Consider the following 14,149-nt stretch of genomic DNA (forward strand, 5'->3'; position numbering starts at 1 on the left):
CGAGGGGACGGGGCGTGACCGCCGCCACGCCCCGCCCGTTCAGCGCAGCCGGTCCTTGGCCTTGTAGTACGCCCCGCCGAACGGCAGGAACCAGGCGGTGCCGTTGTAGAACGGGACGGGGACCTTGGGGAAGCCGAGGCCGCGCAGGGGGTTGGCGTCCGGCTTGCCGTCCATCATCTCGGCGATCGCGCGGCCCATGTAGGTGGCCATCTGAACGCCGTGGCCGCAGTAGCCCATGGAGTAGTACAGGCCGTCGACCTCGCCCGCGTGCGGCAGGCGGTCCCAGGAGAAACCGACCATGCCGCCCCAGACGTAGTCGATCCGCACGTTGGCCAGCTGCGGGAAGATCTCGGCCATCTCCCGCTTCAGGACGTCTCCGCTCTTGAGGTCGGAGGCGGGGTTGGAGGGCGCGAAGCGGGCCCGGCCGCCGAAGGCGAGGCGGTGGTCGGGGGTGAGGCGGATGTAGTGGCCGATGTTCTTGGAGTCGACCACCAGGCGGGCGCCCGGGATGAGTTCCCGGGCGCGTTCCTCCCCCAGCGGCTCGGTCACCGTGATGAAGCTGCCGACGTTGATCAGCCGCTTGCGGAACCAGGGCAGCGCCTTGTCGGTGTAGGCGTCGGTGGCGGCCATGACCTGCTTGGCGCGGATGGTGCCGTGCAGGGTCTCGACCAGGAAGCCGCCGTCGGGGAGGCGGGTGAGGCCGGTGGCCGCGTTGCGTTCGTGGATCTCGGCGCCGGCGCGTTCGGTGGCCTCGGCGAGGCCGTGGACGTACTTGCCGACGTGCAGGGCGGCGCTGAGCGGGTCGAGCAGGGCGCCGTGGTAGTAGTCCGAACCCAGTTCAGCGCGCAGTTCGCGCTTGGTCAGCAGCGTGGTGTGGTGGTCGAAGTTCTCGGCCAGGTCGCGCTGGGTGGCCCTCATCCCCTCGAAGTGCTGGGGCTTGTAGGCGACCCCCAGGCGGCCGGAGCGGTTGAAGTCGCAGTCGATCTGCTCCTTCTGCGTCAGCTCCTCGACGACGTCGACCGCCTCGCGGAAGGAGTCGTACAGCTCGCGGGCGCGCTCCTGACCGAAGCGCTTGCGGGCCTCGGCGACGCCGATGGTGATGCCCTGGGTGCACATGCTGCCGTTGCGGCCGGAGGCGCCCGAGCCGACCTTGTCCTTCTCGACGAGGACGACCCTGGCTCCCCTGCGGGCGGCGTGGTAGGCGGTGGACAGGCCGGTGAGGCCGCCGCCGATGACCACCACGTCCGCCTCGTCGGGGAGGTCCTTGCCGGAACGGTCGGGCAGGGCGGGAGCGGTGTCGAGCCAGTAGGGGATCTGCTTCATGGGGTGCGTCCTCTTCTGCGTTCTCTGTCCTGTGTCGCCTTGGCGGGCCGGGTCAGCAGCCGAGCAGCGCCGGCAGGCCCGTCATGTCGGTCAGCTCGTCGTACGGCTGGTAGTCGGCGCTGCCGGGGCGGCCGTAGCGGTTGATCCACACCCGGCGCTTCAGGCCGAGGTCGCGGGTCGGGATCTGGTCGTACTCCCAGCCCTGGGCCGTGTGGATGACCTGCGACGGCTCGACGCCCATGGTCAGATACGCGTGCTCGAAGGTCTGCCGGTCCGGCTTGTAGGCCCCTGCCTGCTGGGCGGTGATGACGTAGTCGAACTCCACGCCGATGTTGGCGACGTTCCGCGCGATCAGGTTGTCGTCGGTGTTGGAGATGATGGCGATCTCGTACCGGGACTTTAGCGCCCGCAGGGCGTCCGGCACCTCCGGGAAGGGGCCGAAGGTGGGGACGGCCTCGACGAGGGCGTCGCCGTCGGAGGTGCGGTACTCCAGGCCGTGCAGGCGCATGGCCATCTCCAGGCTGGAGTGCAGGACCTCGTGGTAGGGGCGGTAGGCCTCCAGAACGGCCTGGAAGCGCATGACGCGGAAGTCGTCGAGGAACTCGTCCACGTCCAGACCGTCCAGGTCCAGCCGGTCGGAGAGGACCTTCAGGGTGGTGGGGCCGAGCTGGAAGTCGACCAGGGTGCCGTAGGCGTCGAAGGTGACGATCTCTCGCATGGTGTGCTGCCTCGCTTCAGGGGATTTCACAGGGCTTCAGACGACGCGTTCGCCAGGCGAGACGATCGCGTCGAGTGCGGCCAGATCGGCCGGGTCGGGAATCCAGTCGGCCGCCGCCGCGTTGGCGGTGACCTGTGCGGCGGACATGGCGCCGCAGATGACGGAGCCGACGGCGGGCAGGGCGGCGAGTCCGCCGACGGCGACCTGGAGGAGGGTCAGGCCGCGTTCAGCGCCGTACGCCGTGAGTGCCTCGACACGGTCGAGGGCCTCGTCGGTGAGCCAGCCCTGCCGCCAGGACAGGCGGCTGCCGGGCGGGGGCTGTTCGCCGCTCCGGTACTTGCCGCTGAGCAGGCCGTTGGCCAGCGGGTAGTACGGGAGCAGGCCGACGCCGGCCCGCAGGCAGGCGGGGGTCAGGTCGGTCTCCACACTGCGGTCGAGCAGGTGGTAGCGGGCCTGGGTGGACACGAAGGCGTCGGTGAGCTGCTCGGCGGGGAGGTTGGAGCAGCCGAGGTACCCGATCTTGCCCTCGTCCACCAGCTCGTGGAGGGCGGCGACGGTCTCCTCCAGCGGGGTGACGCCGTCCGGCTCGTGGTACTGGAACAGGTCGATCCGGTCGGTGCCGAGCCGGTGGAGCGACGCCTCGACGGCGTACCGGACGTAGCGGCGGGAGCCGCGCGGGCCGTACAGGTCGGCCTCTCCTCCTTCCCCAGGGGGAGACATCTCCATGCCGAACTTGGTGGCAAGGACCACATCGTCGCGGCGGCCCTTGAGGGCGGCGCCGAGCAGCCGTTCGCCGTCGCCGCGCGAGCCGCCGCGCTCGCCGAACCCGCCGTACATGTCGGCGGTGTCGAACAGGGTGATCCCGGCGTCGAGCGCGGCGTGGACGACGGCCTTCGTGCCGTCCTCGTCGAGTCGGGAGCCGAAGTTGTTGCCGCCGAGGCCGACCACCGAGACGGTCGGCCCCCGTTCGCCGAGGGTGCGGTACCTCATGTCCGGTCCCCGAATCCGATGCAGACGTTCTTGGTCTGCGTGTAGCTCGCCAGCGCCTCCAGGCCCTTCTCCCGGCCCCAGCCGCTGTGCTTGTAGCCGCCGAAGGGGAGTTCGACGCCGGTGCCGACGCCGGTGGCGTTGACGTAGACCTGGCCGGCCCGGATGCCCTCGGCCATGCGCATCGCCTTGTCGATGTCTCGGGTCCAGACGTAGGAGGAAAGGCCGTACGGGCTGTCGTTGGCGAGTTCCAGGGCCTCGGCCGCGTCGCCGAACTCGATGACCGTGACGACGGGCCCGAAGATCTCCTCGCGGGCGCACCGGGACTGGTTCGTCAGGCCGGTGAGGACGGTCGGCTCGATGTAGTAGCCGTCGGCCAGTTCGGGGGCGGACGGCGCGCCGCCCCCTGCCCGGACCGTCGCCCCCTCCTGCCGCGCCAGGTCCAGATAGCCCAGCACCCGGTCGCGCTGCCGGGCGGCGACCAGCGGGCCGATGTCGGGGTCCGTCAGGCCGGGGCCGACGCGCAGGGTGGCGATCTTCTCGACCAGCCGGTCCAGGAAGTCCTCGGCGCCGCGCTGGAGCAGCAGCCGGGTCCCGGCCGAGCACATCTGTCCGGCATTGCTGAACGACCAGCCGAGCATGGCGGTCAGCGCCAGCTCGAAGTCGGCGTCGGCGAAGACGACGAACGGCGACTTGCCGCCCAGCTCCGTCACCGACGGCACCACGTTGGCGGCGGCCGCCTGCGCGACCTTGACGCCGGTGGGCACCGAGCCGGTGAAGGTGACCTGGTCGATGTCCGGGTGGCCGGCGAGGGCCGCGCCGGTCTCGGCGTCGCCGGGTACGACGTTCAGCACGCCCGGCGGGAGGCCGCACTCCAGGGCGATCCGGGCGATCGCCAGCGGGGTGAGCGGCGCCTCTGGCGAGGGCTTGAGCACCACCGTGCATCCTGCGGCCAGTGCCGGGGCGGAGCCTCTGGCGGTGTTCTGGAGCGGGTAGTTGAACGGGATGATCTGGCCGGAGACGCCGATCGGCTCGCGGACGGTGTAGTCGATCAGACCGGGGCCGAGGGGGATCGTGGAGCCGCCGAGCTTGTCGGCGACGCCCGCGTAGAACTCGAAGTAGCGGGCGGCGCCCTCGACGTCGGCCTTCGCCTGGCGCAGCGGCTTGCCGACGTCCTGGCTCTCCAGCCGGGCCAGGTGTTCGCCCTCGGAGCGGATGGCGCCGGCGATGCGGTGAAGCAGCCGGCCCCGGTCGGCGGCGCGCATACGGGCCCACTCGGGCGCGGTGAAGGCAGCCCTGGCAGCGGCCACCGCCTGGTCCACGTCTGCCGGGCCGGCCAGCGCCACCTGGGCGATGGCCGTGCCGTCCGCCGGGTCGAGGACGCTGAAGGTGCGCCCGTCGGCGGCGGGGACCTGCTTGCCGTCGACGATGAGCAACCGCGTGTCGCCGCTCATGGCCGGATCTCCCCCTGGACCTCGCCGAAGATGACGACCTCGTCGCCCGGGCGTACGGTGCGAATCCGGCGCACCCAGAGCACGATGCCGTCCTGGGGGGCGCGGACCTCCTCCAGCGTGTTGCCGTAGTGGTCGGTGATGTGGGCGATCAGGTCGCCTTCCTTGCAGTTCTCCCCCGGCTCGGCGTGTCCGACGAAGAAGCCTCCGGCGGCGGAGCGGGCGAAGGTGCCGGAGACGGCCGTGTACGTGTCGCGCAGTTCCGCCGCGCCGTCGAGCATGCCGAGTTGTCGCATGATGTTGCGGACCGAGTTCATGTGCAGCTCGACGTTGGACTCGCGGTACGTGCCGCCGCCCGCCTCGATGGTGATGGCTGGCTTGCCGGCCGCGAGGGTGGGGTGGCGGACGGTGCCGCCCCACTTGCCGCCCTTCCAGATCAGCCGGTGTCCGGCGGCCAGGCCGATGCCGGTGGCCAGTTCCTCGTAGCCGCCCTGGACGATGGTCAGCGGAGCGATCTCGCCGAAGGTGCCGCCGGTGTGCAGATCGACGAGCGCGTCGATGGCGGGGACGACCTGCTCGACGAAGGTGGCGGCCAGGCGCAGCGAGTACGAGCCGTCCGCGTCGCCCGGGAAGATGCGGTTGAGGTTGAGGTAGTCCAGGCCGCTGCTGCGGGCCGCCGCCTCGAAGGCCGGGGTGTTCATGCAGGGGATGCCGACGAGGGTGCCGCGCAGGGTGGCGGGGTCGGTCTCGGCGAGGACGCGGCGGATGGCCTCCTGGCCGTCGTACTCGTCGCCGTGGATGCCCGCGTCCACGCACAGCACCGGGCCGGGCTCGGCGCCGTTCACGACGATCAGCGGAATGCCGAGGTCCACGCCGTAGGTGCTGGCGCCGACCGGGATGAGGCCCTGGGCGCGCTCGCCGGGGGCGACGGTCAGCGGACCGATGGAGTACATCAGGGGGTTCCTTTCGAAAGAACGGGTCACAGGCCGAAAGAACGGGTCACAGGCGGGCGGACGCCTCGTCGAGGGTGCCCGCGATGATCTCGGCGATACGGTCGAGGAGGTGGCGGTCGCTGATCAGCGGGGGCGCGATCTGGACCAGCGGGGCGGCGCGGTTGTAGACGCGGGCGAGGAGTCCGGCCTCGCGCAGCCGGCGCGGGATCAGGTCCGCGATCAGGTCGGCCCGGGCGGTGTCGCTGAAGCCGCCGCCGTCGAGGTCGCCGACGAGTTCGCAGGCGTAGAAGAAACCGGCACCGCGGACGTCGCCGACGATCGGCAGGTCCGTCAGAGAGGCCATGCGCCCGGCGAGGTGGTCCTGAAGGCCGCGGACGTTGTCCAGGATCCGGTCGCGCTCCATGATCTCCAGGCTGCGCAGGGCGATGGCCGCGCTGAGCGGGTGTCCGGCGAAGGTGTAGCCGTGGTTGAGGACCGCGCCGGGCTGGTTGATGACCTCGGTGATCGCGTTGCTGACCATCGTGGCGCCCATGGGGGCGTAGCCGGCGGTGATGCCCTTGGCGATGGTGACCATGTCGGGGCGGGCGCCGTAGCGTTCGCCGCCGAACCACTCCCCCAGCCGTCCGAACGCGGTGATCACTTCGTCGGCGACGAGGAGGAAGCCGTACCGGTCGGCCAGGGCCCGCAGCCCCGCCCAGTAGCCCGCGGGGGGCGTGATGCAGCCGCCCCGGTTCTGCACCGGCTCGGCGATCAGCATCGCGATGGTCTGCGGACCCTCGGCCAGGATCGCGGCCTCCAGCTCGGCGAGCAACCGGGTCGTGTACACGTCGTCGTCCGCGTTCTCGGCGGCCTCGGGTCCGAGGTCGAAGCGGTTGGTGTTGGACACGAACCGGGTCTCGATCGCGCCGGGGCCGTACGGCTCGCGCAGCCCGGGGTCGTCGGTGAGGGAGAGGGCGCCGATGGTCAGGCCGTGGTACGCGCCGCGCCGGGCGATCGCCTTCACCCGCCCGGATTCGCCGCGCAGGGCGTGGTAGCGGCGGGCGATCTTCCAGGCGGTCTCGACGGCTTCGGCGCCGCCGCCGGAGAAGAAGGTGTGCTCGATGTCGAGGGGGGCGATCCGGGACAGCCGTTCGGCGAGTTCGATGGCCGTGGGGTGCGCGGAGGCGGACCACAGCGGGCTGAAGCACAGCTCGCGCAGCTGCTTGTCGGCCGCCTCGGCGAACTCGGGGGCGTAGGAGTAGCCGAGCTGGCAGCAGTACAGGCCGGAGAGCCCGTCGATGTAGCGCCTGCCGTCCGCGTCGTCGACGTAGGGGCCCTCACCGCGCCGGACGACGAAGAGGTTCTCGCCGGCCGGGCCGAGCGAGCCGTTGGGGGTCATGTTGAGCAGGAGGTGTCTGGCCGCGGTGGCGGACAGTTCCCCGGCGGGGGTGCGGGTGCTGGTGGTCATGAGGTCTCACTTCCGGCGGAAAGGCCCACCGCGGGATCTGTCGGCAGCAGGCCGTCCTGTTTGCCGGAGCCGCTGAGCTTGCGCACCACTCCGACCAGGGCGAGGGCCAGGACCGCGACCGCGATGAGGATCGCGCTGACGGCGGTCACCGACGGGTCGACGTCGTACTGAAGGACGTTGAACACCTGCACGGGCAGGGTCACGGTGTCCACGGAGGACAGGAACTGCGAGATGAAGAACTCGTCGAAGCTGGTGATGAAGGAGAAGATCGCGGCGGCGACCATGCCGGGCATGGCCAACGGGAGGGTGATCCGCCGCCAGACGGTCAGCCGGCCGGCGCCCATGCTGGCCGCCGCGTCCTCCAGGCGTTCGTCGATGCCTTTGAGCGTGGCCATGAGGATCATCACGGCGATCGGCGACGCGAGCACGGTGTGACCGAGGGCGATGGCGATCGGGCTGCCGAGCATCGAGGCCGGTTCGAAGAGCAGGAACAGGCCGAGGGCGATGACGACCTGGGGGATCACCAGCGGGGCGAGGACCAGGCCGTAGACCGCCGAGCGCAGCGGCAGGTCGCTGCGGACGAGGGCGGTGGCCGCCGTCATGCCCAGGATGAGCGAGAAGACGGTGGTCAGGGAGGCGACCAGGGCGCTCAGGGAGAGCGCGGCCGGCCACTTGCTGCCCTCGGCGAACAGTTGCTTGTACCAGCCGAGCGTCCACGACTCCGGCGGGAAGGAACCGAAGGCGTCCTTGCCGAACGAGGTGATGACGATGACGATGATCGGCAGCGCCAGGAAGACCAGGATCAGCGTGGACAGGACGGCCAGGGTGATGCGTCCGGCCAGGGTGGAACGCAGCTCGATCATGATGCCGTACCCCGATTCCGGAGGGCCTCGCCCGCGGACTTCGCCAGCTTGAGCAGCAGCAGTCCGGCGAAGGTGAGCAGCAGCAGGATGATGCCGAGCGCCGAGGCACCGTTCCACTGGTTCTGCTTCATGACCTGCTCGTCGATGAGCGAGGCGACCATGGTCTGTTTCTCGCCGCCCATGAGGGCGGGGGTGAGGTAGTAGCCGAGGCAGAGGATGAAGCACAGGATGCCGGCGTTGACCAGGCCGGGGGCCACCAGGGGCAGGTAGACCCGGCGGAAGATGGTGATGCGTCCCGCGCCCATGCCGGCGGCGGCGGCGAGTAGCCGCCGGTCGATGCCGCGCATCACCGCGTACAGCAGCAGCACGGTGTACGGCAGCATCACGGCGGTGGTGCCGATGACGACCCCGGTCTCGTTGTAGAGCAGCTGGAAGGGTGCGCCGGGGAAGTGAAGGTCCGTCAGGATGTTGTTCACCACGCCGTGGTCACCGAGCAGGATGATCCAGCCGTAGGTGCGCACCAGGGCGCTGATGAAGTGCGGGACGACCACGACCAGCATCACCAGGCCCGCCCACAGGGGCTTGAGCCGGGAGATCGCGGAGGCCAGCGCGAAGCCGATGACCAGGGCGAGCAGGGAGGTCTCGGCGGAGATCCGCAGGGTGGTGAGCAGGATCTCCAGGTTGGCGCCGCGGAACGCGTCGGCGTACCAGTGCAGGGTGAAGCCGCCGTCCTCGCCCTTCAGGCTCAGCATCAGGGTGCTGAAGATCGGATAGACGAAGAGGATCAGCAGGTAGACGACGACGGGTGTGGCGTTGAGCAGTCCGAAGCGGGTACGGCGGTCGGACAGCACGCGGCCCATTCGTTTCTTGCGGGGCAGCGGAGCGGCGGAGCCCGATGCCGGAGCGAGCACGGCCATCCTCTTCACCCCCCGTCTTCCACGTCGAGGAAAACGTCGGGGGAAACGTCGGGGAAAACACTGACGTTCGCGGGGTCCGTGGTGAGGCCGACGCGCTCGCCGGAGGCGGGGGCACGGCCGGCGGGCAGTTCGAGCCGTACGAGCTCGCTGTCCGCGCCGCCGACGGGGCGGACGGTGACCCGTACGAGGGTGCCCACGTAGGTGACCGTGTCGACGGTCCCGGTACAGAACCCGTCGCCTGGAGGACACAGGGCGAGCCGGCCGGGCTGGATCGCGGCGTGCACCCGTGCGCTGTCCGGGAGGGCCTGCGGGCGGGCCTTGAGCAGACCGCCGGTGTCGAGCCGGACGAGCGTGTGGTCCGCCGTCCGGTCCTCCAGGTGGCCCGGGAGGAAGTTGGCGGCGCCGAGGAAGTCGGCGACGAACGGGGTGCGCGGGCGCTCGAAGAGCTCCTGTGGGGTGTCGAACTGGTCGATCCGCCCGTCCCGCATCACCGCGATCCGGTCGGAGAGGACCAGCGCCTCTTCCTGGTCATGCGTGACGTAGATGACGGTCAGGCCGAGTTCCTGCTGGATGCGCTTGATCTCGGTCTGGAGCTGGTCGCGCAGCTTCTTGTCGAGCGCGCCGAGCGGCTCGTCCATGAGGATGACCGGCGGCTGGTAGACCAGGGCCCGGCACAGCGCGACGCGCTGCTGCTGGCCGCCGGACAGCTCGCGCGGGCGGCGCCGGGCCATGGCGGACAGCCCGGCCATCTCCAGGGTCTCGCCGACCCTGCGGCGCAGTTCCGCCTTCGGCACGCCGCGCAGTTGCAGCGGGAAGGCGACGTTCTCCCAGACCGTCATGTGCGGGAAGAGCAGGTACTGCTGGAAGACGAATCCCAGGCCGCGCTTCTGCGGGGCGAGGCGGGTCACGTCCCGGCCGCCGACGACGATGCTGCCCGAGTCGGGTTCGCAGAACCCGGCGATCATCATCAGGGTGGTGGTCTTGCCGGAGCCGGAGGACCCCAGGAAGGTGACGAACTCGCCGGCCGCGATCTCCATGGAGACCTCGTCGACGGCCGTGACACCACCGTAGGTCTTGCGAAGTCGCGACACGGACAAGGGCTTTCCGCTGCCGGTCAACGCCGCTGGGGCGGTGAGCGACGGCTCGGGGATCACATGGACCTCAGGCATGCGTCCACTCCTGCCAGCGCTTGGACACCGCGTCCTGGTTCTTGATCCACCATTCGACGTCCAGGTCGAAGCCGGACTTCAGGTGCGCGGGCGAGCTGCCCAGGTTCGCGGCGGTGGCGGAGGAGAGCTTCTTGTAGGCGGCGGGCACCGACGGGGCCATCGGGTAGATCTCGGCGTAGGCGGCCTGTACTTCGGGCCGCAGCGCGAAGTCGATCAGCTGGTAGGCGCCGGAGAGGTTGCCCGCGCCCTTGGGGATGCCGAGGCCGTTGCTCTGCCGGCGGGCGCCGTTCCACTGGTAGGCGAGCGGCGCGCCGCCCTTGATCAGGGCGTCCAGGCGGCCGTGCCAGACGCTGGAGGCGTCGACCTCCTTGCGGCCGAGGAGTACGCCGGGCAGGGCGCCGGTGTCCCAGAACTTGCGGACGTGCCCCTTGATCTCGCCGAGGGCCTTGAAGGCGCGGTCCACGTCGAGGGGGTAGAGCTTGTCCAGCGGCACGCCGTCGGCGAGGAGCGCGAACTCCAGCTCCGGCAGGTCGGCGTCCAGGGCCTGCAGCGCCCGGTTGCCGGGGAACGCCTTGGTGTCCCAGAAGTCGGCCCAGGAGGAAGGTTTCTTCCCGCCAAACGCATCCGTGCGGTACGCCATCACGCTGGCCCAGTAGTTCTTGCCGACCGCGTGGGAGGTGACCAGGTTCTTGGCGATGCCGGCGTTCTTGAAGTTCTTCAGCCGGTCGTAGTCCAGCTCCTCGGTGGCGCCCGCCTTCTTGAAGAGCACGAAGTCGGCCATCGAGTCGTCGATGACGTCGAACTGGGGGCGGCCCTGCTTGATCTGGGCGAGCATCTGGGCGTACTCGATGTTCACCACCTTGACCTGGATACCGGTCTCCTTGGTGAACGGGTCGTAGATCGCCTGCTGGTTGGCGTCGCCGTAGGTGCCGCCGCTGTTGCGGACGACGAGCGTCTTGGAGCTCTTGCCGCCGCTGCCGCCGGACCGGCTGGTACCGGTGCCACAGGCGGTGAGCGAGGTGGCTGCGATGCCTGCGGCGATGCCGCCGACTCCGCGCAGGAACACTCTGCGATCGATCCGGGAGTTCGTCACCGGGGGCCTCCTGGTGTGCAGTACGAGGGGAGGGAGAAGTGTGGAATGGGGCTGGTGCGGGTCTCGTTCTTGTGGTGCGTGCGGGGGCTCGGGGTGGGGCTCAGGGGCCGGGATTCGTCGGCGCGGGGGCGGCGATGGCGGCCAGTTCGGCGCCGGGGGCGACGGTCAGGGCGTGCATGCCGTAGAAGATCCGCCCGGTGGCCGGGGCGAGGACCTGGTGTTCCCGGCTGTCCGCCGGGTCGATGACGCGGCCGAGGAGCTGGCCCTTGGACACGTCGTCACCGGCGGTGAACTCGGGGTACCAGAGGCCAGTTGTCTCGGCGGTGACGCCCGCGGCCCAGACCCATTCGCGGACGGTCGTCGGGTCCTGGGACTTCGTTTCCAGGACGCCGAGCCGGCCCAGGACCCCGCACAGGCGGTCGACGAGTCGGCCGGCGGTCTCCTCGTCGCGTTCGCCGCGCTGGCCGGTCTCCACGAGGATCGCCGGGAGGCCCTGGCGGGCGGCGGCCGCGTGACTGTTGCCGCCGTCCGCGTTCATTCCGAAGATGACGTCCTCGATACCGAACGCGCCCGCCATCTCCGCGGTCTTCGCGTCCAGTTCGGGGTTGCCGGTGAGGCGGTAGCCGACGAAGTCGTCGAGGACCTCGTCGATGCCGCCGGAGTGCAGGTCGAGGTAGGCGTCGGCGCCGTCCAGCAGGTGCGCGAAGAGCCAGGCCGCGAGCCGTTCGGTGGGACTGCCGCCGGGGTCACCGGGAAAGACGCGGTTGATGTTGACGCCGTCGACCGGGGAGACACCGAGGCGGCCCTGGTACACGGCCGGCGGGTTGGCGACCGGGCAGACGATGACCTGGCCGTACACCTCGTCGGCCGCCAGCAGCGCGGCGAGCCGGGTGGCCGCGTCGACGCCGGTGAACTCGCCGCCGTGGACGCCCGCGGTGATGACGACACGGGGGCCGGCGTGAGCGCCGTTGACCAGGGTCAGCGGGATGTCCACGGTGAGGGTGCCGAGGTCGGCGGAGACGGTGCCGCGGGTCTTGGTGCCGGGCTCGGCACACAGCCCGCCGACACAGAGGGCCTTGGTCATGGTCGTCACGCCTCCGCTCGGTCGAGGGTGGAGATGAAGTCGATGGGCCGGGGCGAGGCGCCGTCCAGCGCGAGGTCCGCGGCGATGTCGCCGAAGGCGGGCGAGAGCTTGAAGCCGTGACCGGAGAACCCGGCGAGCAGGACGACGTCGTCGGCGCCGGGCAGCGGGCCGACCAGCGGGCGGCTGCTCTCGGTGTAGCCCTCCATGTAGACGGAGAGGCGGACCGGGTCGGGGTTCAGGTCCGGCATGTAACGCCCGATGAGGTCGGTGAAGACCTCCAGCTCCTCGGGCCGCACCGTCCGGTCCAGCTGGTTGGGGTCGCCGGCGGGGCGGTGCAGGGCGCGGGACAGGCCGAGCTTGACCGACACCCCGTCCGGGGAGGGCAGGCCGTAGCAGTGCGTGGGCGCCGTACGGATGAACGCCGGGCGCTCCCCGCCGAACCAGGCGTCGGCGGTGGGCACGTACCAGGCGTTGATCAGGCGGCGGATGTCCACCTCCCACGGCAGGTCGGACAGCAGGTCGTTGACCCAGGGGCCGACGGTGACGACGGCCGCGTCGAAGCGCTCGCTGCCGGCGTCGGTGCGCAGCTCGACGCCGCTGCCGACGGGGACGATCTCGCGGACCGGGGTGTAGCGGTGGATGCGGGCGCCCAGCTGCTCGGCGCGGCGGGCGGCGGTCTGGATCGTCAGCTCGGGGCGGATGAAGCCGGCGCGGCGGTCGAGCACGGCCACGTCGCCGTCCTCGATGCGAAACTGCGGGAATCGCTTGGCCAGGGACTCGGCGTCGAGCACCTCGTGGTCCAGGCCGTGCTCCGCGATGGACTGGAGGACGGTGGCCATCTGGTGGTGCTCGGTGGGCCCCATCAGCAGGCATCCGGTCAGGCGGCGCAGCTCACGGCCGGTCTCCTCCTGGAGCTGCTCCCACAGGGCGTCGGCGTGCTTGAGCAGCGGCACATACCGGGAGTCCTCGAAGTGGGCGCTGCGGAAGATGCGGGTCTCGCCGCCGGCGGCACTGCGGTCGTGGCCGGGGGCGAAGCGGTCGTAGCCGACGACCTCGGCGCCGCGGGCCGCCAGCCGCCAGGCGGCCTGGCTGCCCATCGTTCCGACGCCGACGACGGCGACGCGCTTTCTGGCAGACACGGGGGTTCCTTTCGTCTCCGGGAGCGTGGATGCTGGGCGCCCGGTATGCGGAATTCGAGCTTCCGGGGGCGGCGGCTCCGAGGGATGACTCGGGCCGTCCGACGGGCGGGAGGTTCGGATGACCCCGGGCCCGTGCCACATAGTGGAACGCTGTGCTAGAATCTGGCACGAGAATGGCAGTGGCGGGAGAGGGAGTCAAGGGGTGTACACATGGAATTCGCAGAGTTAACGGGGGAAATCAGATGGAAATGAAGAGCGTCACCAGATCGCTGCGCATCCTGGAGGCGGTCGCCCAGCATCAGCCGGTGACCGTGGGGGAACTGACGAAGATCTTCGGCCTGCCCAAGTCGACCGTGCAGCGCACCCTGGTCACGCTGGCCGAAGCCGGCTGGCTGCGGGCCAACCGCAAGGACACCACCCGCTGGGAGATCGGCGCCCGGGTGCTGGCCGTGCGGCCCGCCGCCCTGCAGGGATCCAGCCTGTTCGTCGCCGCCCGCGAACCCATGGTGCGGCTGAGGGACAAGGTGAACGAGACCATCCATCTGTCGGTGCCGGACGCCGTGCAGTGCATGGTCGTGGTGGACCGCGTGGACTGCCACCACGCCGTACGGACCTTCCACGCCATCGGCGACACCTCGCCGTTGCACGCCACCGCCACCGGGCGCGCCGTCCTCGCCCATCTCCCGAAGCGCGACGTCGAGGAGTTCCTCGCGCGGGGGCTCGATCGCTACAGCGAGACGACCCCCGTCGACCCCGATGAGCTGCGCGCCGAGCTGCACCGGATCCGCACCGACGGCTACGCGGTCAACCGCAACCAGTACCGGCCGGGGGTCTGCGCCATCGCCGCGCCCGTCCTCGACGAGGAGGGCACTCCGCTGGCCACCGTGGCGCTCTCCATGCCCGACTCCCGATACGACACGGACCAGCTGCCCGCGTGGGGCCGCCTCGTCACCGACACGGCCGCGGAGATAGCGGGGCGCCGCCTGGGCGCCTGAGCGGGAGGCG

13 protein-coding genes are annotated in these 14,149 nt (G+C 70.7%); 1 reads left to right on the forward strand and 12 read right to left on the reverse strand.

The features are described from left to right. Positions 1 to 39 precede the first annotated feature (39 nt). From PV419_RS32155 to solA, 12 genes are all read right to left on the reverse strand, one after another. Complete coding sequence (locus PV419_RS32155; protein ID WP_319694962.1) at positions 40 to 1,323, reverse strand: FAD-binding oxidoreductase; 1,284 nt, start codon at positions 1,321 to 1,323, stop codon at positions 40 to 42. A gap of 52 nt (positions 1,324 to 1,375) precedes the next feature. Further along, positions 1,376 to 2,041 (reverse strand): haloacid dehalogenase type II, encoded by a 666-nt coding sequence (locus PV419_RS32160; RefSeq protein ID WP_319694964.1) that lies wholly within the window; start codon positions 2,039 to 2,041, stop codon positions 1,376 to 1,378. A gap of 36 nt (positions 2,042 to 2,077) precedes the next feature. Further along, a complete protein-coding gene (locus tag PV419_RS32165) occupies positions 2,078 to 3,031 on the reverse strand; it encodes an aldo/keto reductase (protein ID WP_319694966.1) in 954 nt (317 codons plus the stop codon). Beyond that, complete coding sequence (locus PV419_RS32170; RefSeq protein WP_319694968.1) at positions 3,028 to 4,482, reverse strand: aldehyde dehydrogenase family protein; 1,455 nt, start codon at positions 4,480 to 4,482, stop codon at positions 3,028 to 3,030. Before PV419_RS32170 ends, PV419_RS32165 begins: the two co-directional genes overlap by 4 nt. Then, on the reverse strand, positions 4,479 to 5,432 hold the full coding sequence (locus tag PV419_RS32175; protein WP_319694970.1) for a M14 family metallopeptidase: 954 nt from the start codon (positions 5,430 to 5,432) through the stop codon (positions 4,479 to 4,481). Before PV419_RS32175 ends, PV419_RS32170 begins: the two co-directional genes overlap by 4 nt. A 46-nt stretch (positions 5,433 to 5,478) precedes the next feature. Continuing rightward, positions 5,479 to 6,879: an aminotransferase class III-fold pyridoxal phosphate-dependent enzyme gene (locus PV419_RS32180; RefSeq protein WP_319694972.1), complete on the reverse strand. Its 1,401-nt coding sequence runs from the start codon at positions 6,877 to 6,879 to the stop codon at positions 5,479 to 5,481. Then, entirely contained in the window at positions 6,876 to 7,742 is an 867-nt protein-coding gene (locus PV419_RS32185) for an ABC transporter permease (RefSeq protein ID WP_319694974.1), read from the reverse strand. The genes PV419_RS32180 and PV419_RS32185 overlap by 4 nt, the downstream gene beginning before the upstream one ends. After that, a complete protein-coding gene (locus PV419_RS32190; RefSeq protein ID WP_319694975.1) occupies positions 7,739 to 8,659 on the reverse strand; it encodes an ABC transporter permease in 921 nt (306 codons plus the stop codon). Before PV419_RS32190 ends, PV419_RS32185 begins: the two co-directional genes overlap by 4 nt. A 5-nt stretch (positions 8,660 to 8,664) precedes the next feature. After that, positions 8,665 to 9,828: an ABC transporter ATP-binding protein gene (locus tag PV419_RS32195; RefSeq protein WP_319694977.1), complete on the reverse strand. Its 1,164-nt coding sequence runs from the start codon at positions 9,826 to 9,828 to the stop codon at positions 8,665 to 8,667. Next, positions 9,821 to 10,921, reverse strand: coding sequence for an ABC transporter substrate-binding protein (locus PV419_RS32200; protein WP_319694979.1), 1,101 nt, complete (start codon positions 10,919 to 10,921; stop codon positions 9,821 to 9,823). Before PV419_RS32200 ends, PV419_RS32195 begins: the two co-directional genes overlap by 8 nt. A gap of 100 nt (positions 10,922 to 11,021) precedes the next feature. Then, a complete protein-coding gene (locus PV419_RS32205) occupies positions 11,022 to 12,005 on the reverse strand; it encodes a succinylglutamate desuccinylase/aspartoacylase family protein (protein ID WP_319694980.1) in 984 nt (327 codons plus the stop codon). Between the two features lie 5 nt (positions 12,006 to 12,010). Further along, positions 12,011 to 13,144, reverse strand: coding sequence for an N-methyl-L-tryptophan oxidase (solA, locus tag PV419_RS32210; RefSeq protein WP_319694981.1), 1,134 nt, complete (start codon positions 13,142 to 13,144; stop codon positions 12,011 to 12,013). A 248-nt stretch (positions 13,145 to 13,392) separates the two neighbouring features. Here solA and PV419_RS32215 point away from each other — a divergent pair, with 248 nt between their 5' ends. Continuing rightward, a complete protein-coding gene (locus PV419_RS32215) occupies positions 13,393 to 14,139 on the forward strand; it encodes an IclR family transcriptional regulator (RefSeq protein ID WP_319695133.1) in 747 nt (248 codons plus the stop codon). The last annotated feature ends 10 nt before the right edge of the window (positions 14,140 to 14,149 follow it).

It is taken from the genome of Streptomyces sp. ME19-01-6, from assembly GCF_033793745.1.
Classification (GTDB): Bacteria; Actinomycetota; Actinomycetes; order Streptomycetales; family Streptomycetaceae; genus Streptomyces.